The organism is Streptomyces dioscori (assembly GCF_003024195.1).
GTDB lineage: Bacteria > Actinomycetota > Actinomycetes > Streptomycetales > Streptomycetaceae > Streptomyces > Streptomyces dioscori.
This window is the reverse complement of sequence record NZ_KZ679053.1, coordinates 172,773-195,819: the sequence shown is the minus strand read 5'-3', so window position 1 is coordinate 195,819 and position 23,047 is coordinate 172,773. Positions and strand designations below refer to the sequence as shown.

General features: G+C 68.0%; 20 protein-coding genes and 1 pseudogene. 8 read left to right on the top strand and 13 right to left on the bottom strand.

The annotated features are described in order from the left end of the window. Positions 1-433: 433 nt before the first annotated feature. The 5 genes from C6Y14_RS34130 to C6Y14_RS34110 form a co-directional block, all read right to left on the bottom strand. Complete coding sequence (locus tag C6Y14_RS34130; RefSeq protein WP_107020749.1) at positions 434-991, bottom strand: COG4315 family predicted lipoprotein; 558 nt, start codon at positions 989-991, stop codon at positions 434-436. A gap of 293 nt (positions 992-1,284) precedes the next feature. Next, the gene (locus tag C6Y14_RS34125; protein ID WP_107020748.1) at positions 1,285-2,931 is read right to left on the bottom strand and encodes a molybdopterin-dependent oxidoreductase; all 1,647 of its coding nucleotides are present in this window, start codon (positions 2,929-2,931) and stop codon (positions 1,285-1,287) included. Between the two features lie 87 nt (positions 2,932-3,018). Continuing rightward, on the bottom strand, positions 3,019-3,600 hold the full coding sequence (locus C6Y14_RS34120; RefSeq protein ID WP_107020747.1) for a hypothetical protein: 582 nt from the start codon (positions 3,598-3,600) through the stop codon (positions 3,019-3,021). Between the two features lie 408 nt (positions 3,601-4,008). After that, entirely contained in the window at positions 4,009-4,350 is a 342-nt protein-coding gene (locus tag C6Y14_RS34115) for a DUF427 domain-containing protein (protein ID WP_107020746.1), read from the bottom strand. A 178-nt stretch (positions 4,351-4,528) separates the two neighbouring features. Beyond that, positions 4,529-5,713 (bottom strand): cytochrome P450 family protein, encoded by a 1,185-nt coding sequence (locus C6Y14_RS34110; RefSeq protein WP_199854961.1) that lies wholly within the window; start codon positions 5,711-5,713, stop codon positions 4,529-4,531. A 399-nt stretch (positions 5,714-6,112) separates the two neighbouring features. Between C6Y14_RS34110 and C6Y14_RS45940 the strand changes: the two are divergent. Then, a pseudogene (locus tag C6Y14_RS45940) lies at positions 6,113-6,322 on the top strand (ISL3 family transposase); the annotation flags it as partial. Between the two features lie 9 nt (positions 6,323-6,331). On the opposite strand, the gene C6Y14_RS34105 reads toward C6Y14_RS45940, so the two are convergent. Further along, positions 6,332-7,060 (bottom strand): SDR family oxidoreductase, encoded by a 729-nt coding sequence (locus tag C6Y14_RS34105; RefSeq protein ID WP_107020745.1) that lies wholly within the window; start codon positions 7,058-7,060, stop codon positions 6,332-6,334. Positions 7,061-7,139: 79 nt separating this feature from the next. On the opposite strand from C6Y14_RS34105, the gene C6Y14_RS34100 reads away from it, so the two are divergent. The 3 genes from C6Y14_RS34100 to C6Y14_RS44295 all read left to right on the top strand — a co-directional run bounded on the left by C6Y14_RS34100 (position 7,140) and on the right by C6Y14_RS44295 (position 11,571). Further along, complete coding sequence (locus C6Y14_RS34100; RefSeq protein ID WP_107020744.1) at positions 7,140-7,757, top strand: TetR/AcrR family transcriptional regulator; 618 nt, start codon at positions 7,140-7,142, stop codon at positions 7,755-7,757. Between the two features lie 361 nt (positions 7,758-8,118). Then, on the top strand, positions 8,119-9,456 hold the full coding sequence (locus tag C6Y14_RS34095) for a cytochrome P450 (RefSeq protein WP_107020743.1): 1,338 nt from the start codon (positions 8,119-8,121) through the stop codon (positions 9,454-9,456). A 93-nt stretch (positions 9,457-9,549) separates the two neighbouring features. Further along, positions 9,550-11,571 carry a hypothetical protein gene (locus C6Y14_RS44295; protein ID WP_159074371.1) on the top strand — a complete coding sequence of 674 codons (2,022 nt, stop codon included), beginning with the start codon at positions 9,550-9,552 and terminating at the stop codon, positions 11,569-11,571. A gap of 293 nt (positions 11,572-11,864) precedes the next feature. On the opposite strand, the gene C6Y14_RS34085 is transcribed toward C6Y14_RS44295, so the two are convergent. From C6Y14_RS34085 to C6Y14_RS34055, 7 genes are all read right to left on the bottom strand, one after another. Next, positions 11,865-13,025, bottom strand: coding sequence for an acyl-CoA dehydrogenase family protein (locus C6Y14_RS34085; protein WP_159074370.1), 1,161 nt, complete (start codon positions 13,023-13,025; stop codon positions 11,865-11,867). Between the two features lie 130 nt (positions 13,026-13,155). Further along, on the bottom strand, positions 13,156-14,130 hold the full coding sequence (locus C6Y14_RS34080) for an RNA polymerase sigma factor (protein ID WP_107020740.1): 975 nt from the start codon (positions 14,128-14,130) through the stop codon (positions 13,156-13,158). Positions 14,131-14,253: 123 nt separating this feature from the next. Next, the gene (locus C6Y14_RS45295) at positions 14,254-14,778 is read right to left on the bottom strand and encodes an ATP-binding protein (RefSeq protein WP_225891411.1); all 525 of its coding nucleotides are present in this window, start codon (positions 14,776-14,778) and stop codon (positions 14,254-14,256) included. 248 nt (positions 14,779-15,026) lie between these two features. Then, on the bottom strand, positions 15,027-15,527 hold the full coding sequence (locus C6Y14_RS34070; protein ID WP_107020739.1) for a DoxX family protein: 501 nt from the start codon (positions 15,525-15,527) through the stop codon (positions 15,027-15,029). Between the two features lie 208 nt (positions 15,528-15,735). Further along, entirely contained in the window at positions 15,736-16,497 is a 762-nt protein-coding gene (locus C6Y14_RS34065) for an SDR family NAD(P)-dependent oxidoreductase (RefSeq protein WP_107020738.1), read from the bottom strand. A gap of 21 nt (positions 16,498-16,518) precedes the next feature. Next, the gene (locus C6Y14_RS34060) at positions 16,519-17,550 is read right to left on the bottom strand and encodes a phosphotransferase family protein (RefSeq protein ID WP_107020805.1); all 1,032 of its coding nucleotides are present in this window, start codon (positions 17,548-17,550) and stop codon (positions 16,519-16,521) included. Beyond that, positions 17,547-18,737, bottom strand: coding sequence for an acyl-CoA dehydrogenase family protein (locus C6Y14_RS34055; protein WP_107020737.1), 1,191 nt, complete (start codon positions 18,735-18,737; stop codon positions 17,547-17,549). The genes C6Y14_RS34060 and C6Y14_RS34055 overlap by 4 nt, the downstream gene beginning before the upstream one ends. 214 nt (positions 18,738-18,951) lie before the next feature. Between C6Y14_RS34055 and C6Y14_RS34050 the strand changes: the two genes are divergently transcribed. The 4 genes from C6Y14_RS34050 to C6Y14_RS34035 are packed head-to-tail and all read left to right on the top strand — an operon-like array spanning position 18,952 to position 23,042. Further along, a complete protein-coding gene (locus C6Y14_RS34050) occupies positions 18,952-19,752 on the top strand; it encodes an SDR family NAD(P)-dependent oxidoreductase (protein ID WP_107020736.1) in 801 nt (266 codons plus the stop codon). Between the two features lie 26 nt (positions 19,753-19,778). Then, entirely contained in the window at positions 19,779-20,741 is a 963-nt protein-coding gene (locus tag C6Y14_RS34045; RefSeq protein WP_159074369.1) for an NmrA family NAD(P)-binding protein, read from the top strand. Next, on the top strand, positions 20,738-21,910 hold the full coding sequence (locus C6Y14_RS34040) for an acyl-CoA dehydrogenase family protein (protein WP_199854960.1): 1,173 nt from the start codon (positions 20,738-20,740) through the stop codon (positions 21,908-21,910). Before C6Y14_RS34045 ends, C6Y14_RS34040 begins: the two co-directional genes overlap by 4 nt. Further along, a complete protein-coding gene (locus C6Y14_RS34035) occupies positions 21,903-23,042 on the top strand; it encodes an acyl-CoA dehydrogenase family protein (protein ID WP_107020734.1) in 1,140 nt (379 codons plus the stop codon). The genes C6Y14_RS34040 and C6Y14_RS34035 overlap by 8 nt, the downstream gene beginning before the upstream one ends. Positions 23,043-23,047 lie beyond the last annotated feature (5 nt).

The window sequence follows — 23,047 nt, the reverse complement described above, 5'->3', positions numbered from 1 at the left end:
GAGGCGAAAGTACAACGGAGCTCGTCGGTACAAGCAGTCGACCAAGACAGCTCGTACGTGACGAGCTCCGTTGCGGGTTCGTTCTGTCCTGCCGGCCGCAGTTACGGCCATCGCTCGTACCGTGACCGTGGCCGCGGGCCGGTTCGTCTCGGGGCAGCTGGGAGAACTGACCGCCGTAGTGCCGTTCGAGCCGCGCCGGTGCGATCACCGCTCTCGGCGCCGCCTCTCGGCTCGGCCGGGGTTACCGGGGTGAGTGTCGGAAGCGCCACTCAATCCCTGGTGGAAAAGCTCCCGGAACCGCGGCCTCCGAACACAGCAAGCACTACGGCCTTCGTACCGGCCGAGTGCGCCTGCGACGCAATCTCAGGGTCAGACGAAGGCCGTTCCTGTACAGGCGGGCTCGCGGCGCAGCAGCAGCCGCACCTGACTGCTGTTACGGCTTGGAGCCGTTCATGATGTTGGCGATCGGCCCGATGAGGAACCACTTGCCGTCGACGCCTTGACCCTTGATCTCGTTAGGGGCGCTGTCGCCCTTGTAGTAGTACAGCGGGTGGCCACCGTAGGTAACCTGCTTCGCGCCGTCCGTCCGGGTGATGGTGCCCACGCTGCTCGGCACGGTGTACTTGCCGGTCACTGTCACCGGCTTCGTCGTCGTGAGCGGCGGCCACTCCTTGGCACACTTGTCATAGCAATTGGACGCCGTCTTCTTGTCCTTGGTGTTCAGGTACAGCGTGCGACCCGCCGGATCGGTAAGCCAGATGCCCGCGCTGCCTTTCGCGGTCTTCAGGACCAACTTCGATCCTGAGTCAGCGGAGTCCGGCGCCGCCGAAGCCGCCGTCGAACCTGATCCGGCCGGCTTCGGCGCAGCTGACGTCGTCGAGCCATCGGCCGACGAGTCATCGGAGGAGCTGCTGCACGCTGCCGAGAACGTCGCCAGGGCGGCGAGGGAGAGACCGAGACCAAGCGTGCGCAGTGAAGTCCTGTGGAGCATGACCGTCCTTACTGATGCATGTATGACGAAACCGACTCGCCGACTTGTATATGTATCGCTCGATACAGACCTGAACTTAGTGTGATCCCTCGTCCAGAGTCAAGACCGAACATTCTATCTCGCTGGTTCGAATGAACAGCTCGGTACGCCGAGCCGCCGACCAGGCTGAAGCCACCCTCAACTTTCAAACGCCGGAGGCACGTTGAGGTACGTTGAGGCACGACAAAGGGCGGGAACCGGCCGTGAAGGCGGCAGCCCTCGACGGTGACGTCACGCACCGCCCACGTGTCCGATCAGGAAACCCTCACGGTGATGCCGTGATAGCCGGTGGAGCCGTTCGGCACCACGTCCTGGACGGTCGAGGTCTGCACGGCGCCGGTGCCGTCGGTCGCCCGTACCTTGACCTTGTGCGAGCCCTTGGCCGCGTCCGCCCACTCGTACGACCATTGCCGCCAGGTGTCCGGCGTGTCCGACGCCGCCAGCTTCGCCTCTCGCCAGGCCCCGTTGTCGATCTGCACTTCCACCGCGGCGATGCCCCGGTGGGTCGCCCAGGCCGTACCGGCGAGGACCACCGGCCCGGCCGGTACCGTCGCCCCGCTCTTCGGCACGTCGATCCGGGACGCGGTCTTGACCGGGGCCTGTGGCGAATAGCCGCGCGGCGTCCAGTAGGCGTCGGAGGCGGCGAACGTGGTGAGGTTCAGATCCGTCAACCACTTGGTGGCGGACACGTATCCGTACAGACCGGGGATCAGCATCCTGCACGGAAACCCATGCTTGACCGGCAGTGCCTCACCGTTCATCGCGATCGCCAGCATGGCCTGCCTGCCGTCGAGCACCGCTTCGACCGGCGAGCCGATCGTCATTCCGTCGGACGAGGTGGACAAGATCATGTCCGTCCCGCGATGGATGCCGGCACGCCGCAACAGCGGCGCCAACGGCGTGCCGAGCCAGCGCGCGTTGCCGACGTACGGACCGCCTACCTCGTTCGAGACGCAGGTCAAGGTCATGTCATGTTCTTCGAACCTGTAGGAGAGCAGCTCGTCGAAGGTGATCTCGAACGGGCGGTCCACCATGCCGTGGATCTTCAGCTTCCAGTCCCTCGGGTCTACATGCGGGAGCGTGAGCGCTGTGTCGACCCGGTAGAACTGGGAGGTCGGGGTGATGAAAGACCCGAGCCCGGGCACGTTCGGGTGCACCGCGGCGGGCGGTTCGGGCAGTACCTTCGCCGGAGTCGGCAGTACCACCTTCGCGCGCGCATCGGAAACGTTGTAGCGCTTCTTGATCCACGCATTGCCGCCGTATCCCGCCACCAGCGCGCCCGCGCCTGTACCCAGCGTGCCGAACAAGAAGCGGCGCCTCCCGGTCAGTTCGGCGGAGGACTGAGACTCCTTCAGCGACAAGATCGTCAGCCATCGCAGCGCCAACGCCGCGGCGAGTCCGGCGAGCAGCGAGGGAAACAGCCAACTCGTGTCCGCAGCCGGTCGCGTGACCGCCGCGATCGCGCCCACCACACCTACCACCGCGGTCAGAATGCTCGCCAGCGTCAGCCGAGTGCGGGCAAGTACGCCGTCGATGGCCGCCGCCAACGCCAGCGTCACATAGACGCCGATCAGCAGCACGGTCTTGTCGTTGCTGCCGAAGTTGCGAATCGCGTACTGCTCAAGCCAGGTGGGCGTGATGCTGATCGCCCAGTTTCCAGCTGCCGTTACCGGCGCAGACGCTTCCCCGGTGGCCACCGCGATCAGTTCGCCCACTGCGAGGCCCGCGCCGCCGGCCACCAGCCCGACCAGCACCCCCCGCGCGATCGAACCGCCGCGAGAGGCCCAACGCTTCTTGGCTGAAGTGGCACCCTCCTCCTGCCGCGTATCCCCTTCTTCCAGATCCGGCGCGGACCTGTCGGCCGCCGTGCCCTCCGTACCGCCGGACTGCTGCTCGCTCATACGTTCTCCATCAAGGTCGTGACCCGGCCCCGGAGTACCGGGCCGGCTGATGTGGGGAGGGCGACGTCGTACGACGTGGTGCTCATGTCAGTCCGCCCGGTTGGCACGGCCAAGGCGCAGCCCCGACACGAGGAAGAAGATTCCGCCGAGAATGGCGTAGCCGCCCACGGTGGTCAGCTTCGGATCCGGGACGGAAGCCCCCACGATGAACTGCGCCCCGGCCAGCGCGGAGATGCCACCGCTGAGCATCATCGGCAACTGGCCACCCATCTGCTGCTTGCGGCGGCCGAGAGCCACCCGCAACTGGACAGCCCCGGAAGCGATCGCCCAGACACCCCACACGCTCAGGACCGCCGGAACTCCGGAAGCGCCGGCGACGGCCAGGCCGACAGCTGCGGCAGCGCTGATCGCGATGTTCGTGCGGAGACCACGGATCGGCCCGGCGGTACCGGACGAGCGGGCGTCCATGACGGCCGCGGCGGCGTCGAACAGGGGGTATATGACGAGCAGGACGATGTCGAGAGCCCCGAGCTGGGACTTGTTGGCGAACAGCAGGGCCGCCCAAGCGACGGCGAATGCGAACCGCAGCGTGTACAGCCGGCGCAGAGAAGGCGCAGGTCTGTCGACGGCCGCGGGTGGGGCAGCGGCAGGCAAGTCAACGGTGGTCACGAAGTTCCTTCCGTGCTGTGACGACAGGGAGAGTGGATTCAGGAGGTGATGCCCACGTTGGCGTCCCTGGCGGGTGCACACGTGCGGAGAGTCGAAGAACTCCCCGCTGAGACTGAACGTTCTATCTCGATATAGCATCACGGCTCCACCTTCAACTGTCAAGACAGACCGTTCTATCTGGTCCCACGGTCGCAGTGAACCCTCGCTCACGTCGTCGGAGGCCGTGCTGCCCCGCAGCAACCCACCCGGGTTCCACCGTCCGCCGACCCACTGACTGACAGGAAGAGCTGGGGCCATCCTGGAGTAGTTGGCGGAGCATGACCGGGCGGCGGGTCCGTCAGCAACGATCCACTTGCGAGCCGTCGAAGCGGACCACGGACGACCCACCCGCCGTCACACACCAGCCCGTCAGGACACCTCAACCTCGTAGAAGCAGAGATGATCCTTGATCTCGGCCACGTCCGGCTTCGGGTCGAGGTACGCCCAGGCCAGGTCCGCCGCGTCCGGCAGCGACCAGTACGAGGCGTCGCCTTTGAAGGGACAGTTCGTGCGGGTCTCCGACGGAGTCAGAAGGTCGAGGCGTACGTCCTGAAACGGTATGTAGTACGCGACGGGACAGCCTGTCTCGCGCAGCACCAACGCCTTGTCGCTCACCGCGAGCACCTGCCCACCCCTCACCGCACGCACGTGTCGGTCACTCGGCTCAACGGTGATGCGGTGTCCCCCGCGCTTGGGAAGTCCATGGGTCACGGTCGTCCTCCTGGGTAGTGGATCTTCATATGGGCAGCGCAATCGGAAGCCGCGCGTCTTCAGCACCTGCGAAAGAGCGCGGCCGCCCTTCCGAACACCTGCGTTCCCTCCTGGCCGGCGCCACACAGGAACCGTCAACGCGCGGCTCGCGGTCACGGATGTCCGGCCCCGCGGGCATTCACCAACGCACGGGCAGGCTTTGAACTCCGCGCATCAGCACACCCGCGAGCCACTCCTGCGGCGGTCCGTCGAGGGTGAGGTTCGGGGCGCGCTCCACAAGTGACCGGAGCGCGATGCGAGCTTCCAAGCGGGCCAAGGGCGCGCCGAGGCAATGATGGATGCCGTGGCCGAAGGCGACATGACCGCGGGTGTCCCGCCGGATGTCGAATCGGTCGGGAGCGTCGAAGCGGCCTGCGTCGCGGTCGGCGGCCGCCAGTCCGACCAGCACCCACTCGCCCTTCGCGATCGGAACTCCGGCGATCTCCAGGGGCTCGGCGGCGAACCGGTACGTAGCGGTCTCCACCGGCCCTTCGTACCTGAGGGCCTCCTCGACGGTGCCGTGGAGAAGTGTCATGTCGGCGCGCAGGGCGGCCAGTTGTTCGGGGTGGGTGAGCAGGGCGTGGACGGCGTTGGTGATGAGATTGACTGTCGTCTCGTGTCCGGCGACCAGTAGGACGAATGCCATGCCGCGCAGTTCGTCCGGCGAGAGCCGATCACCGTCTTCCGCCGTGGTACGGATCAACTCGCTCAGCAGATCGCCGCCAGGCCCGGCGCTCCGCTTGTCCTCGATGAGGCCATCCAGGTAGCCGGCGAGGCGCGCAAAGGCGTCCTGCATGATCTCGGGGTCGGACGGCACCACCACCTCATTGGAAATTTTACGGAACTCGGTGCGATCCAGCTCAGGGACGCCGAGCAGCTCGCATATCACGGTGATCGGCAGCGGGTAGGCGAAGGACTCGATGAGGTCGGCGCGGCCCTGCGCGAGCATCACGTCCAGGAGGTCGTCGGTGATCTGCTGGATCCGAGGCCTCAGTTCCTCGACACGGCGCGCCGTGAAAGCGCGCGCGATCAGGCTGCGCAGCCGGGTGTGCTGCGGCGGGTCCGCGATCAGCAGATGCTTGCCGATCAACTCCTCGTCCATGGGCATGAAATCGATCTTGCTTTCGTCTTTGGCGAGTCGTGGATCGGCGAGCGCGGCGCGCGCCTGGTCATGCCCGACGATCAACCAGACCTCCTGGCGAGGGCCCGGATCAGGCAGCCGCACCCGGTGCACCGGGCCGCGTGCTCGCAATTGCGCGTACACCGGATGCGGGTCCTTTCGGAACCCCTCACCGAACTCTCCCAGGTCAACGATGTTCGTCACGTCATGCCTTTCTCATGTTGAGGTCGGGCTACCGGGCTCGAACATCGACACATACTGCGCGCCGACGGACCGGCTACGTCGTCAGCTCACCCGGAGCGCCCCTCGGCAGGAGGCCGACGGCCAGGACTTCTCCAACGTCACAGCAGGTGCGGTCCGTTGCGTCTCGGCGCGCAGGTGGAACCGCCGCAGTCCGGGCCGCCGCCACACCATTGCCTCCCGCCGGGTCCGCCCGTCATGTGCTGTGCGGCCCCGGTCGCCCCGCCGGACGCGAACCGCGGAGTGCGCGGCCGGACAGTCCGGAGGGCGGACGGCGAACTGCATCCGTTCAGCCAGACTGATCATTCTGCCTAGGGCAACGCTAACGAATGGCTTGCCTCTTGTAAAGACAGAACGTTCTACCACGTCGCCGTGTCGGCCACTTGCTCAAGGCAACCGGACCGATCGGTCGGCACATGCGAGATCGGGATCCGAGAACTGATCACCGACCTGGGAGGGGGTGTCCCGAAGGCGCTGACCGAGCTCATTACGTTGAGCCGGACCCTGAAGGGCCGCACCGCCGACGAGCTGACCTACTTCGACCGACCCGGCACCAGCAACGGACCCACCGAGGTGCCGGCTTCAGGCTTCGAAGGAGCCGAGCAGCCCGTGGATCCAGGGGTAGAACTCCTCGGCAGGCGTACCGAGCTGGGGCTTGAGTCCTCGTGTTTCGTCGTCGGCGAGGACTTCGAGAGCGCCGTCGGCGATGCCGTCGTAGGCCTGATCGGCCACGGATTCCGCGGTGACTTTGGGGACGTCCCAGCGCGCGGACATCGGGGTGTCGATCATGCCCACCAGCAGGCTGATCACATGCGTGCCTTGGGGCTGCAGCGCCAGGCGAAGTCCGTTGGTAGCTGACCACATGGCGGCCTTCGAGGCTCCGTAGGCGGTGGGAACGCTGACCCAGGCCGCGGACGAGATCACGTTCAGCATCGTGCCGCCGCCGCGGGAGGCAAGGATCGGCGCGAAGGCGTTGGCGACCTGCAGGGTCCCGAAGAAGTTGGTCTCGAAGACGCGGCGGACGTCCTCGATGGATCCGGTGATCTTGTCGCCCTCCGGCGCGACAGCGGCGTTGTTGATCAGGAGGTCGACATCGCCCGCCTGTGTCGCCGCGGCCGCGACGGTCCCGGCGCTGGTCAGGTCGAGGTGGATGGGCTCAACGAGGGGGCTCTCCCACGTCTTCGGCGTTCGTGCGGCGGCGTACACCTTTGATGCTCCGCGCGAGAGGGCCCCCGCGACGAGCTCTTGGCCGAGCCCGCCGTTGGCCCCGGTGACGAACACGGTCCGTCCTGTCAGTGATGTGGTGCGCATCTATACTCCAGTCCTAAGTGGGGAGCGTCCCCAGCAAGAGTATATGGGGACAGTCCCCATTTGTTTGGAAGGGTGTCTCATGGGTGCAGATTCGGCGGCCGGCGCTGGTCGTCGGTTGAGAGCTGACGCGCAGCGCAACCGAGACGCGATCCTGAGCGCCGCACGAGAGGTCTTCGCCGAAGAGGGCGTGCTCGCGCCCCTGGATGCGATCGCAGTGCGTGCCGGGGTGGGTAACGCGACGCTCTACCGGAACTTCCCGACGCGAGAGGACCTGCTCTCTGCGGTGATGGAGGCCAGCATCAGGGAGGCCGTGACGGACGGTGAGGGACTCGCCCGCACGCGGGAGCCCGGCGAGGCCCTGATCGAGTGGCTGGTCCATCTGACGTGGCTCCTGCGCATCTGGCATGACCTCCCGTACTGCCTCGCCGACGCACACATGGATCAGAACTCTCCGATCGCCCCCTCCACAGCGACCCTTATCGCCCAGACACACGTGCTGCTCGAACGTGCGCAGGCCATCGGCGCGGCTCGATCAGACATCGCAGCCGGGGAGATCTTCGAACTGGTCACCGCCGTCTCGTGGGCCGTCGACCGCTTCGGCGACGACGAGCAGGCCGCCCGGCGGCGCGTGCTCCTCGCGACCGCCGGCCTGGCCGGTGGCGGGGTCGACATCGAGGCGCCGCCCCGGGTCGGCTGAGCCGCCGCATCGCGCCAGCAGGCGGGCGCCCACCCTCCCCTTCTCACTGCTCCTTCGCCAGCAACAGACGAGACAGAACGTTTGGTCTTGACACTCGGCGAGTGGCATGCCTAGATTCGGTGCCGTGGCGAATGCGCTCTCCGCAGGAGGCTTGCCAACACTTCTGCTGGTCAGCGCATAAGCGCTTCAGACACTGCCCCGTCGCTCATCTCGCGACAGCGCCTCGCGCACGAGTGCGCGAAAGCTTTGCATCACACCGCCGGTCGGCCGAGCCAGGCGGCAGAGCGATGAGGGGACGGCGCGGGCCGCCCTGGCTGTGTTCTCCATACGCCTATCAAACATGCCGTAACGAGAGGCCGTCATGCCTGCGATAGAAACGATTCCTCGTGCCTCCGGAATCCTTCCGCTACTTGGGCACATCGCGCCTTTGGCTCGCGATCCCCTGGCGTTTGTGTCGAACCTGCACAACTACGGCCCTGTGGCACGCATACGGATGGGAACCAAACACGTCGTAGTGGTGAACGATCCTGCTCTGATCCGCAGCGTGCTCCTCGACGACCGCACCTTCGACAAGGGCGGGCCATTGTTCGAACGGGGCCGCGAGGCCCTCGGCAACGGCCTCATCACCTGCCCGCACAGCGATCACCGGCGAGCGCGTCGCCTCTCGCAGCCCGCGTTCCAGCCGAGGCGGATGGCAGACTACGCAGCGGTCATGAGCGAACAGGCCGACAAGGTGACGCGGTCCTGGCACGACGGTCAGATCCTGGACATCACCAGCGAAATGATGGCCCTCACAGTCGAGGTCACCCTGCAGACGCTGTTCACCAACTCGTTGCCCCGTGCCACGGCATCACAGATCACGGACGACTTCCTCACCCTGATGACGGGGTTCTTCCGGCGAATGATCTCGCCGCCGCTGCTCAACCAGGTCCCCAGCACGGGCAATCGCGCATACGCCCGCGCCATCCGCCGACTTCGCGAGACAGTCGGCGACATCATCGCCGCCCGACGAGCAGAAGGATCCGACCACGGCGACCTGTTGTCCGCGCTGTGCAGCGCAACGGACCCGGACAGCATGACGGGACGGACATCCACCGAACTCGTCGACGAGGTCCTCACGTTCCTCCTCGCCGGCACCGAGACCACCGCGGGCACCCTGTCCTGGGCGATGCACCTGCTGTCCCAGAACCCTGCGGTCGAAAGCCGGATATACCAGGAAGTCGAGAGCACCCGGCACGGATCCCGGCTGGACTTCACGCATCTGCCGGCGCTGGAGACGACCGGCAACGCGGTCAAGGAGACACTGCGGCTCTATCCGGCGGTCTGGATGCTGACCCGGGTCACGACCTCGGACACCGACCTGGGCGGATACCTTCTCCCGAAGGACACGATCGTCGCCTTCAGCCCTTACCAGATCCACCGGCGGAGCGACCTGTACGACCAGGCCGATCAGTTCGACCCGGACCGCTGGCGAGACTCCCCGCCGGCGCAGGAGACCTACATCCCGTTCTCCGCCGGCCCCCGCAAATGCATGGGCGACCGGTTCGCACTGACGCAGGCGACGCTGGTCCTGGCCACCGTCGTCTCCCGGTGGCAACTCCTGCCCGTCACCGACAAAGCCCTGCAACCGTCCGTCAAAGCCTCCCTGACTCCGCGCGGACTGCACCTGCGTGTGGCGGCCCGCAGTTCGCAGCCCTGAGCAAATCAGCCGGCCTCGAACGCAACCGGCACCGAAGACAGCTGATGGAGCAGCCCTCGGTGACGCTTTGAGCAACTCATGGAGAGATGAGCCTTGACCACCACGCCCAAAACCGTACCGCGCAGCATCGCCGAGTATCGAGCCATCACCGCCAGCCCTGTGCGGCCCGCCGGACGGACCACTGCACTTGATGCCGCCGTCCACACCGTTCAGGAGTTCAGAGGGCGACGGCGATCACTGGTGACTCTGGGCGACCCCGGGGTCGAGCGTGCCTCCAGAGTCTCCGTTCGCTATCCCGGCGTCGTGCGTTCCCCCGAAGCGTGGATGGCGCTGCTTCCGGATGTGCAACGTCCGGAAGGCTCCGACCTCCCATTGGAATCAGGGCCCGCCGTGCTGACTGTCGCCACCGCCGAGGATTGGCGGCGGTGCCTCGCCGCGGTAGCGGGACAGTTGCGCCTGCCCCGATCCGAGGATCTGAGCGGCGACGGTTTGGGCCGCACGGTGGAGCGGGCCGCATACGCTCTGCTCGGGGCGATCCTGCACGAGCCGGGCTCTGCGGGCGTGCTCCCCACCGATCGTTTCACCGCGGTCGACAGCGCCGAAGGACAACGTTGTCCGGCCTGGGCGGGTTCAGTCCTGTGGACCCGTCCGGGAACGGAGGGCGAAGCGTCCGAGGCCGGCCCTCTGCGGCCCTGCGGGTGCGACGGTGACTCAACTTGCCTGTGGGCCTGGGCCGAGACGCACTATCCGGACGTCGCGCCCGTACGGGACTGGGACGAACTTCGACATCTGATCGCCGACTCCCCCCTCATCAGAGCGGTCCGGACTCTGGGGGTTCCCGAGAGGGCGCAGAACGCCGCCAAGGGACGACCACCACGAACCGAGCAAGGGCTGTGGGCCCGAGCTGTCCAGGAGTGGGGTTTCCAGGGCGCCATGACATCACGTGTCTACGCGGTGCCCGCCGTCACCGTGATGCCTGCCGCGAGATGGCTGGTCAACGAGAACCGCCGCGAGACCGCGTTGACCGAGGTGTTCGGTTACCTCGACGACATTCACATCGACAATCTCAGGCTGGCCGGAACCGACGGTGTGGCAACCGCCACGTCGATCCGCGAGAACCTGCGCAGTTGGGCATCGGTCGAACCACTGCGCGAGACCGCCGTGATGGTCGCGCTGATCGGTGTCTGGAACACCCTTCTGGACATCACCCAACAGTATCCGGGCAGCCGTCCCGGCGGTCCGGCAGAGATACCTCATTACGGAGCACTGAGCTGCGGGGAAAGGAAGTTGATCCTCGCGGTTGACACGTGTCTGCCACATCTTGCCGCCGCGTACGACGCCGATGAACGGTCGTTCGACGATCTGGCGATCTCGCAGACACTCAACGGCTACAGCGATCTACGCAGTGACATGGCACTGGGAGTCGTCAACAACGGACTCATGCTGGGAGCCGGCCCAGGTGCTCTGCCAGGCAGTGCTGACGCAGAGGACGCCTACCGGGCGTTGTCCAGGTCCATGCTGGCCATAGCCCGGTCCGGAGCCAACAGGCCGGGGGCCGAAGCGGTGTCCAACACGGTCATCTGGAACATCACCAATGGCCGCCACAACATCGTCGAGCGCGCGGCGGGAGTTCCCTACGAATGGATGGCACGCAAGTGGCCCGTGCTTGAGGAGAACCGCCGAGAGTGGGACACGGTCGAGGAGGAGTTGTGCACCCGGGTCTACGCGGCTCTCGGGCGGGACGACGTCGACCTGCGGGAGAAGGGGCGGTTCTGCCCTGCGTGCGGTGACCTGCCTCGCTGGAGCGGTGTGATGCACGACGTGCTGGCTGACGTCGAGACCGCAGCGTGCGCGATGACGCAGTACATACTCTGCGACAGGGTCTACGCCGAGGATCTCGACAGCGGAAGCGCGAACGGAACTCCCGCCAGTGACTGCGCCGGAGCAGTCGGCATACTGATTCGACGTTTCGAGTCGAGCGGACTGCTCAACGAGCTGAGCTGGATTCTGGCAGGGGCCATCTGGTTCAGGGAAGCACTGCACCTTCGTGGATGCGTCGTGGACCTCGCGTTCGGGTTCTCCGACGGCGGCAGCCTGGCCTCGGACGACTGGTGAATCCTGAGCCCGCCGTTGGGCATCCGCCAGCCCCTCGACAACCGTCCTGTACCCGGCTCTCCGCCTCCCGAGCGTCGGCAACAACGCGGGCATCAGTACGGGACGGCCGGGCACGGGATGCACCGTGCCCGGCTCTGCGGCCGGTAGCGCCTGCTGCCGGCCGGTGAGAGTGGGGAAGTCACCGGCCAGGCGTCCCCCGCGTCGAGAAGGGTCTTCGTCGAGCGGCGGGCAAGCGCGAGCGGCAACCGGCTTCGCTCGGTCCATCAGGCCAGACCGGCGGGACGGTGGTCCGCTCAGAGGGTGGGGTCGCCGGCGGGAATGCCCATGACGGTGCGGCCGGCCACCTCGTACTGCGGCGCCGACAGGACAGCGTGCTGCGCCGCGACGAGGCCGTCGCGGAACAGCTTGCCCAACCGGCTCGACTCGTAGACGGCGCTCGAACTGCCCAGCTCGTACATGGAGGTGAGCACGGCGCGCGCGGTCTCGCCCGCGTGGGACAGAGCGCCCCGCACGGCACCGCGCTGTGCCTCCGTCGCGACGCGGCCGTCCTCCACGGCGGCGTCCAGTTCGCCGAGCGTGGTCAGCAGCAGCGCCCGTGCGGCGTCGACCTGGGCGGCGGCTCGACCGATGGCGGCCTGGATGCGTGGTTGCTGTGCGATCGGGGCGCCGTCCGGCCCGGTCTTCGTACGCGACACTGCCGCCACCTCGTCGATCGCCGCCCGGGCAATGCCCAGCACCACCGCCGCGCCTCCCGAGGTGATCTGGTTGGTCACCGGCAGACGGTAGAGCGGGCGGTCGATGCGGGCCACCGCGTCCGGTCCGACCATCCTGTCGGCGGTCACCGGTACGTTCTGGGCGACCACGGTGTTGCTGTTGGTGCCCCGCATCCCGGTCGCGTGCCAGGTGTCCCGCACCGTCACCGAGTCACGGGGAACCAGGCAGAAGCGCCATTCCGGGCCGGTCTCGGTCATACGCGGCCGTCCGTCCTCCAGGATGACCGCCAGCAGTCCCAGCCACTGCGCCGCGTCGACCCCGCTGACGAGTTTCCACTCGCCGGAGAGCCGGAAGCCTCCGTCGTCCGGCACGAGGAAACCTGGTTGGCTCGAATGCGCGATCATCGGGTCCGGATCGTCGGCCCAGATCTTCTCCACGGTGGTCTCGCCGAGGAACGCCGCGGCGAAGCCTGCGTTCAGGTTCCACACGATCCAGGCTGTCGGGCCGTCGATCCGGGCCAGCTTCTCGATCAGGGCCACGGACCTGGCCAGCGGCAGCTCGAATCCGCCGAGCTCTCGTGGAGCATTGAGACGAAACGCCCCGGCGGTGCGCAGGTGGCCGAGGAGTTCGTCCGGAAGCCTGCGCAGTTCCTCTGCCTCGTCGCGGTATTTCTCGATCATCGGACGGAGCAGTTCGGGCAGGTCCTCGGGCGCCTCGGCCGGCCGGGAGTAGGTAGGCATGTCTTCGATCTCCGCACAGGGGTTGGGCCGGATCAGCCGGAGCGACATCCTTGTGGACGGCACGGCTGCCGGATACGTAATCCCCCCTCAGATGCGCAGGAGGGAGCGAAAGTTCGGACATCCCTCTGTGTCATGGGTCACGCCTCAAGGGCCGGTCCCGGGAGTCTCCGGCGCGGCGCGTGTGGAAGAGCCGGGCCCGTTCCACCCAGCCCGATCGCAGATGCAGTACCCACGCGCCGCCGGGCGGGCAGTGGAGGGGGTCCTCCGGCGGACTCTTCAGCGTGAACTCCCAGACAGCCAGATCGCGCCCGGCGACGACGTTGGTCAGGCGGTGCCGCACACCGTCGGCCACGTCCTGTTCGAGCCCGCGGGCCAACGCGTCATACCCCTCGGCGCGCAGGCCACCGGCTCCGGAGAGCGCGACGGTGGGCAGCCATGTAGCGCCCAGCGCGGACCGGGACTCCCCCCGCCGCGCGGCCTCCAGCAGCTCCTCGGCCTGGCGGACGCGTTCCATCGTGACGGTCCGGATGTCACCGTGCGCGGTGTCGGCCGTCGCGAGGAGGGCTCGTGTCAGCTTGTCGCGTGCTTCGCTCAACCGGCTCCGTACGGTCCCGACCGGCACCCCGCACGCCACGGCGATGTCCTGGTAGGCCGTCACACCGCTGAAGTAGCGGAGCATCATCACCAGGCGCAGCGGTGATGACAACGTTTCCAGGGCGTGCCAGACCCAGTCCCGCGTGGCCTGTCCCTCCAGCAGCTCCTGAGGATCCGATTCGGCGGAACGGAGCGACGCAGCGAGCCCGTCGTCCATCGACAGGTGGACGGGCGCCCGGTAGTGCATGCGGCACACGTTGCGGACCACCGCGCGCAGCCAGGAACTCACTGCTTCGGGATCGCGCAGACCGCCGATGCGGCGCAGGGCGATCATGCTCGCTTCCTGCACGGCGTCCTCGGCGTCGGGCCCGTAGCCGAGCAAGCCGATGGCGGCCGACAGGAGCATCGGGCGGTGGCGTGCCAGGAGAGTGCCGAGGGCGCTCACATCCCCTGCCTGTGCGGCGTGCACCAGGTCCGCGTCGGGTGGGCCGTCGGTACGGGACAATCTCATATCTGAGATGCTATCCACGACTTGTCATAGGCCTGTGTCCAGCACACCGCACCGGCCGGGCGGCGACGTCCGCGGACCGGCGCCTGTCCCCCACCGGGTCTCGGCCTCGGCTCCAGTCAGTCCTCACACGCCGGTGGTCAGCAGCCGTGCCCAGTGCGTGATGCCACCCGAGTGCGAGCGCGTGCCGTGAGCGGTGGCCAGGGCGTTGACGACCTCCAGGCCTCGGCCGTGCTCGTCGTCGGCGCAGGACGAGGTCCAGAGCCCCTTGTTCTTGGCAGGGCCGCCATCACTCACGCCCACCCAGATACAGCTTCCGGCCCGCTCAAGATGTAGATGCAGCGTCACGGGCGGCTGTGCATGCTCCACCGCATTCGTGACCAGCTCGGAGACCACCAGGAGTGCCGCCTCGGCCGTTCCCAAACCGAGGTGCCATTCCGCCAGGACCGCGGCGGTGATCCTCCGGGCCGAGCAGGGTGCCTGCGGGCAGTGCGTCAGAAGCCAGGTGAGGTCATCGACCCGTGACTGAGGAGAGGGTGGGAACGCTGTCGCGTCCGAAGTCTTCGTCGTTCTCGGCACCGCCGGACCGGACCGGTGCGCCGCGGCCGCGTCCACGGCAGGAGGCATGAGGTTTTCCGTCGCTGCGTACATGACGACAACCCCTCCTTCCACTTCCAAGTACTCAACACCTTCAGGCCGGCATGGCCTCGGCGCATCAGTGGTCCTACCTACATGCCTACGCATTGCGGGTGCTGTCGTGTGCCGGCAACGGGCGGCGCCTGTCCGAACCGGGTCCCATCGCTGTCCGGGCACGCAGCTGCCGACGCAGCAGGGACCAGGGACCAGGGCGACCGCTGTCGCCGTGCCGCGAGAACGGGTGGTCCGGCTGCCGGCTGCGACTACCCAGGCTCGCTTGGTCGCCAGCAGAGCGCCAGAAGAAGGGCGGCCCCGAACGCCCCCGCCAGGCCGATCACGAACCCCACCCACCCCGGCTGACCGATTCCGATCAGCCGGTCGAGCGAGAACCGCCCCGGCCCGGTTCCCGCGAGGCACAGTCCCGTTGCCACGAGCACCATCACGTACTCGTAACCCTCGCCGGGCCGGAAGATGAAGAACCCGTTCCTGGCATGGTTGATCACCCACGCGACAACCATCGTGCCGACAACACCCGCGGCGGCAACCGGTGTGCACAGGCCGAGCACGAGGAGCGTGCCCGATGCCACCTCGACGGTGCTGGCGACAACGGCGTGCGCGTAGCCGGGGCGCATGCCGAGACTTTCGAACCATCCAGCCGTGCCGCGCAATCTCCCCCCGCCCAAGAGGTGGTTCAACCCGTGGGCCAAGAACACCGCGCCGACCGCTCCTCGGAGAACCAAGAGAGCGGCGTCAGTCGAAGACATGGCAGGACGCTAACAGCGGACTCAGGAATTCGAGCTGCTCCGGTTCCGCTCTGCTGAACCCGCGCGTCTCAACGCTGCCGCCAGAGAGCCGATGGATCCTTCTCCCCCCATCCGCACGGCGAGCCCCCGGAAGATCAAGTTGAGCGCCGCTCTGGCCGCTGCTGGTTCGGATGCGGTCTCGACAGCAGCCTGCGGAGCGCTCCCGCACTCACGTGATCGTGATGCCGCCGTCCACGGGCAAGGTCTGGCCAGTGATGTAGCCGGCCGCCCGGGAGGCCAGGAAGACCACCGTGGCGGCGAGCTCGCGCGGGTGGCCCATTCGTCCGGCGGGGATGCGTGACAGTTGCCCTTCCAGGTAGCCAGGCGGGTACTGGTCCGTCATCTCCGAGCTGAAGAAGCCCGGAGCCAGGGCGTTGACCCTGATCCCCTTACGGCCGGTCCACTGCTGTGCGAGATCGCGCGTCAGACCGATGAGCCCGGCCTTCGACGCGCTGTACGCGGCTTGTGGCAAGCCGGCTGTGGTGAGCCCGAGGATCGAGGAGATGTTGATGATGCTTGAGCCTGACTCCATCACCCGTGCACAGGCCTGGGCCATCCAGTAACAGCCGTTGAGGTTGACGTCGAGGACCGAGCGGAACTGGTCCGGGGTCTCCCGCAGAGCCGGTACTGCAGTGCCTACGCCGGCGTTGTTGACCAAGATGTCGACCCGTCCGAACTCCGCCAGCGCTCTGGCCGTGAGCTGTTCGCACGCCGCGGGGTCCGAGACGTCGGTCAGGACGGTCAGGGCTCGCCTCCCCGCACCCTCGACCAGGTCAGCCGTCTTTCGAAGTCCCTCGGCACGGCGGGCCGCCAGCACGACGTGCGCTCCTGCCTCGGCGAGCCCCTGGGCGAAAGCGACCCCCAGCCCGCTTGACGCGCCGGTGACCAGTGCGACCTTGTCTTCGAGGCGGAACAGTTCCGGGACGGACATGGAGTGCACTCCTCACAGGGGTCAGCGGGCGGCTCTCGGCAGGGCCTCTCGGGCGAGCTCCAGGTATCGCGGTACGGCGTCAGCAGCCGTGTCGAAGCCGGGGCCGCTGTCGGCGCCGGATCGTCTGCGGTGGTCGATGCCGGCTGCGATCGCCGCGATCTTGAAGTTGGCCAGGGCCAGGTGGAAGTCCCAGTGCGCGAGTTCACAGCCGCCGGCTTCAACGTACATCGCGGCCAGGCGGTCGGGGGACGGAAGCCGATCGCTGGTCCAGGCGCTGGGGAATCCCATGATGAGGTCGAAGGCCGGATCCCGGTAGGCGCACATCATGGCCATGTCGGCCACCGGGTCCCCGATGGTCGAGAGCTCCCAGTCGACCACCGCTCTCACTTCAGCCGTGTCAAGGATCGTGTTGTCGATGCGGTAGTCACCGTGCACGACGGCGCTGGCCGGCTGTCCCGGCACCCTGCGGCTGAGACTGAGGACGACCTCGTCGGCGAGCGGCTGGAGCGCCGGGTTCCCCGTCAGGTTCCATTGCTTGGCCCAGCGCCTCAGCTGACGGGCCGCATAGCCCTCAGGGCGCCCGAAGTCCGCGAGTCCGGCCGAGACGTAGTCGAACCGGTGAAGGGCGATCAGCGCACCGAGCATGCTCGCCACGATCTGATCGATTTCGCAGTCGCCGAGATCGGCCAGGTCCTCCCTGGTCCGAACCACCCGGCCGTCGACAAACGTACTCACCGCGAAGGGCCCGCCGAGCAGTTGCTCGTCGGCGTGGAGGAGCACCGCTTCGGCCACCGGGACGCGGGAGCCCCGAAGCGCTGTCGTCACCCGGTGTTCCCGCCCGATGTCGTGCGCCGAGGGCGTACGGCCGGCTCTCGGCGGTGTACGCAGCACCCAATGGTGCACGCCGTCGGTGATCCGGTAGGTGACGTTGGACCGGCCACCGGTGATGACCGATGCGTCCAGTCGACCGACCGGCCGGTGGAGGGCGGAGGTCAGCGCCGCCGCCACCCCTTCGAGCTGGTGTGCGGAGAGTGTCGCCGGAGGAACGCTCATGAGCCTGCCCCCCGTCGGACGGCGCGGCGTGCGATCGCCCATCGGTGCACCTCGGACGGACCGTCGTAGATGCGGAAGGGGCGTAGCTCACGAGCGATCCTGGCCACCGGCAGCTCGTCGGAGACGCCCAGGGCACCGCACAGTTGGACGGCACGGTCGACAACCCGGTTCAGGGCCTCGGCCGCGAACGTCTTGGTGATCGAGGTGCTCCCGGAAGCGCGCCCGCCTTCGTCCAGTTCTCTGCACGCTTCGAGGAGTAGGGCACGCGTGGCGGCGAGGTCGATCTCGCTGTCCGCGATCTGCTGCTGGACCATCCCCAGGTCCGCGAGTCGCCCGTCGAAGGCGCGTCTCGCCGCGACATGCTCGATGGCGACATCGTGGGCTCGCTGCGCGGCACCGGTCCACCTCATGACGTGGGTCATCCGCGCGGGCCCCAGCCGAACCTGCGCGTAGCGGAAACCTTCGTCGACCGCGCCCAGGACGTCGGCGTCCGGGACGAAGACGTCGGTGAACGTGACTTCGCAATGACCGCCGAGCATGGAACGGTCCATGGTCCCGATATGTCGGACGACTCTGATCCCGTCGCGATCCGCAGGCGCGAGCAGCATCGTGGCCCCGCCAGCTTCACCCGGCTCACCACTGGTGCGGGCCATGACGATGAAGAACCCTGCTCCGTCCGCACCCGTGATGAACCACTTGCGTCCATTGATCGACCAGCCCCCCGAGACGCGCGTGGCGGTCGTGGTGAGCAGCGAAGGATCCGAGCCCGCACCGGGCGCCGGCTCGGTCATCGCAAACGCGCTCCGCACCTCACCCCGCACGAGCGGACGAAGGTACTGCTCACGCTGCACAGCCGTCGCCACGTGGTCGAGGAGATGGATATTGCCCTCGTCGGGGGCGTTGATGTTCAACGCCATCGCTCCGAACAGTGAACGGCCCGCGGCTTCGAAGACGGGTACACGGTCGACCATGCCGAGGCCGAGGCCGCCGAGGTCGGTCGGGCCGTGCGGGGACAGCAGGCCCCGTTCACGGGCACCGGCCTGCAGCCGGATGCGCAGCGACTCACCGCCGGCTGCCTCGACATCGCCGTCGTGCTCGTCGTCCACGGGCAGGACGTGCTCGGCGATGAACTCCTCGACACCGGTGACCAGATGCGCTCGCGGCACAGGCCCGGTGTGTTCAGGCATCGTCGGTGGGGTCGTCACCCAACTCCTCCACTCTGCTCAGGACGGCCTCGCGCCGCTCGTCGGGACTCAGCCGGGACACCCTCGACCTGATCGCGCACGGCCACGGGCATGGAGAGGAAGGTAGTCACAACTCAGCCCGGCCGGCGCGATCATCGGTCCACTCCGCTGAACACCTCGCTCGACCGGACCGACGAAAACAGCGAACCTCGGCCCTATGAATGAGAGCGGAGGCGCAGCGGTGCATGCCCCGTTCGACCTGACCGGCAAGGTGGCGCTGGTGACGGGAGGGAACGGCGGTATCGGCCTCGGCATGGCCGAGGGGCTGGCTCGCGCCGGTGCCGCCGTCGCCATCTGGGGTCGAGACGGTACGAAACTGGAGAAAGCCGCCGAAAGACTGACGCAGCACGGCACCCAGGTGCATGCGGCGGTGGTCGACGTCAGCGACGCCGACGCCGTGGGGTCCGCCGTCGAGGACACCGTGCAGCACCTCGGTCGCATCGACGCGGTGTTCGCGAACGCGGGCGTCGGTGGACGCACCAAGTTCCTGGATCTCGGTGCGTCCGAACTGCACCGTGTCCTGGCCATCGACCTCGACGGCGCCCTGTGGACCCTGCGGGAGGCGGCGCGCCACATGGTCGCGCGAGCCGACGCCGGCGACCCCGGAGGGTCGTTGGTCACCATCTCAAGTGTCTCCGCGATCCGCGGTGCACCCACGCTGCAGTCGTACGCCGCGGCGAAGGGCGCACTCGTATCAGTCACCCGGGGGCTCGCCGTCGAGTTCGGGCGCCACGGTATTCGCGCCAACACGATCATCCCCGGCTGGATCCGCACCGAGATGACCACAGGCAGCTTCGACCAGCCGCACGTACAGGAAACGATCCTCAAGCGCGTGCCGATCCGCCGCTGGGGCAGGAGCGAGGACTTCGCCGGCCTGGCTGTCTACCTCGCGTCCGACGCCTCGGCCTACCACACCGGCGACACCCTGGTCGTCGACGGCGGCTACACGGTGTCCTGAAGAGAGTGTCACTCATGGAGAAGCAGATGAGCGAGCAACGAATCGACCCGGCGGCCGACGGCCCGGTCCTGGTGGTCGGAGCGACCGGGAAGCAAGGCGGAGCGGCCGCGCGAGCACTCCTCGCCGCCGGGGTCCCGGTGCGTGCCCTGGTGCGCGACCCCGACTCCGCGCGTGCCAAGGCGCTCGTGGAGCTCGGGGCGAGTCTGGCGGTGGCTGACCTCTACGACGCGGACTCGCTGGTCCGGCCGTGCACGGGGGTACGGGCGGTCTTCTCCGTACTCAGTCCGGACATGGCCCACCCGGAGGCCGATGCCGAACGGACCCATGCACGCAACCTCATTCCGGTGGCAGCAGCGGCCGGGGTGCGCCACTTCGTTCAGACATCGGCGTCCGGCGCCGGCCACCATCTGACAGCGCCTGGGTGGGAAGAGGGACGCTGGGACCGGTCGTACAGCGATCTGGTGCCGCCGATCAGTGACTACTGGACCAGCAAGGAGGAGGTCAATGACCTGGTCCGCAAGGCGGGCTTCCCGGCCTGGACCATCCTCTACCCCGCGACGTTCATGGAGATGTTCCTGCGCCCCTCGGTGTACTTCGAGGGACGGACAAGCAACCGTCTGATGGCCGCGGTCGACCCGGAGACGACCTACGCGCTCATCGCGGTCGAGGACATCGGCCGTGCGGCGGCCACCACCATCATGGAGCCCGACCGGTTCAACGGCGTCGAGCTGCAACTGGCGGGCGACGTCCTCACCTTCACCGGGATCGCGGAAGTGCTCTCGCGCGCCTGGGGTGAGCGGATCCTGCCCCCCGAACTCCCGATGACGGCCGAGCAGGCGCTGGCCAGAGGAATGGTCGCGCCGATCGTGCAGGCGAGTGAGTGGAACCGCGACGTGGGTCAGCCCGCCACGCCGGAGCAGTTCCGGTCCTTCGGGGGCGACCCGCTGAGCCTTGAGGCGTGGGCGCTGGCCCTTGCTGCGAGCCGATGAGCACCGGAGACCAGGTCGAGGGCCTGACTCGTCGGCTCCTGCGGGAGCACCCGCCGAGGACGACGTACCGGACGGCGTTTCTCGCCGCCCAGTACGAGGCGGGGCTGACCTGGGTGCACCACCCCGTCGGGCGCGGGGGGCTCGGCGGGGCGCGTGACGCCCAGCGCAGGGTGTTCGAGCTGCTCACAGCCGCCGGTGCGCCGAACCTCCAGGTCGAGAGCAGGCTGGCGTACTCGATGGGTGCGCCGAGCGTGATCGAGTGGGGCGACGCCGAACAGCAGGAGCGCTGTCTGCGGGCCATCGCGACGGGTGAACGCTGGTGTCAGCTGTTCTCCGAGCCGGGCGCCGGCTCGGATCTCGCCGCCATCGACACCCGGGCGGTTCGCGAGCAGGGCGGCTGGCGGGTGACCGGACAGAAGGTCTGGACGTCCATGGCCACCTCGTCTCAGCGGGGCATGTTGCTGGCGCGCACCGATCCGGCCCAGCCCAAGCACCGCGGGCTCACCTACTTCGTGATCGATCTGGCGACTCCTGGTGTCGAGATCCGGCCCTTGCGCCAGATCACCGGCGAAGCGGAGTTCAGCGAGGTGTACCTCACCGACGTTCACATCCCCGACACCGACCGTCTCGGCCCGGTGAACGCGGGCTGGAAGGTCGCGATGTCGACGCTGACGAACGAACGTGACATGTTCGGGACGAAGGCGACCGAGAGCGGTCCCGTCGAGCTTGCGCTCACCCTGTACCGCGAAAGGGCCGGCGATGATCCGGCGCTCCGAGCGCGACTGGTGCAGCTGTGGCTGCGCGGACACGTACTCCGTCTGTACGCCGCCCGTGCCGCCGGACGGCCGAGCGGTGCGCCCGGTCCGCAGAGCTCCGTGAGCAAGGTCGGATTCGCCGAACTGAACAAGGCCGGCTACGAACTCTGTCTCGACCTGCTCGGCGACGAAGCGTTGCTCTACGACACCTATGAACCCGGCGAGCTCACGGCGCACTCCGGCACCGGGGCCGCCCGGGACCCGCGTCTGCTCTTCCTGCGCTCCCGGGCCAACTCCATCGAAGGCGGGACGACAGAGATCATGCGCAACATCCTCGCCGAGCGAGTGCTCGGCCTGCCTGCCGAGCCGAGGGTCGACAAGGACCTTCCCTACTCCTCCCTCCGGCGTGGCTAGCCCGACGCCGACCGCGGCCGGCGTGGACGAGCCGGACGAGTTGCGCGACCTCCGCTCGACCCTGCATCGGATGCTGGCCGCCACGGCGCCCGAATCCGTCGTACGTGAACATCTCGACTCCCCCGAGGGATTCGACCGTTCGGCGTGGACGCGCCTGGCCACGGAGATCGGTGTGCAGGGGCTGGCCGTGGCGGAGGAGTACGGCGGCGCGGGCTGCGGGATGCGTGAGCTGGCGGTAGCCGGCGAGGAGCTCGGCCACTCGTTGTTCCCCGGGCCGTTTCTGTCCACGGTGCTGCTGAGCGCGACGCTCATAGCCAGGTCACGGGACGACGCGGCCATGCGGGCCCTGCTCCCCCGGATAGCCGACGGGTCTCTCGTCTGCACGCTCGCGCTGCCTCAGCACGGCGCGGGCTGGGGTGCCGACGCCACCACCGTGACCGCCGTCGCGGACGCGGGCACGTGGACACTGACCGGGAGGATCGACAGCGTCCTCGACGGCCAGGTCGCCGACGTCATTCTGGTGCCGGCCCGGCACGACGGCGTGATCTCGGTGTTCAGGGTGGACGCGAACAGTCCGGCGGTCGAGGTCCGGCCGGTGCTCGCCATGGACCAGACACGGCGGTTCGCCCACGTCGGTCTCACCTCGTCGCCCGCCGTGCGAATCGGCGCGCCGGGGTCGGCTCGACAACTCCTTGCGGACGCCGGATCCGTCGGCTCCGTCGGCCTGGCCGCCGATCAGCTGGGAGGTGCTCGGCGCATGCTCGAAGTCACCACCGCATACGCCCGGACCCGGTACCAGTTCGGGCGTCCGATCGGTTCCTTCCAGGCCGTGAAACATGCCCTCGCCAACATGCTCATCAGCACCGAGCTCGCCCGAGCCGCTCTCGACGACGCCGTCCGGGCGGTCGACGCGAACGCGCCCAACCTGGACACCGCGGTCGGCGTCGCGAACATCGTCTGCTCCGAGGCCTACTACGACGTCGCGGCAACGGCGATCCAACTGCACGGAGGGCTCGGCTTCACCTGGGAACACAGCGCTCATCTCTACTTCAAGCGCGCGACGGCCGACCGTGTTCTCCTGGGCACGCCGGCCCACCACGCGCGGCACCTGGCGGAAGCTCTGGGGCTGTGAGCTGC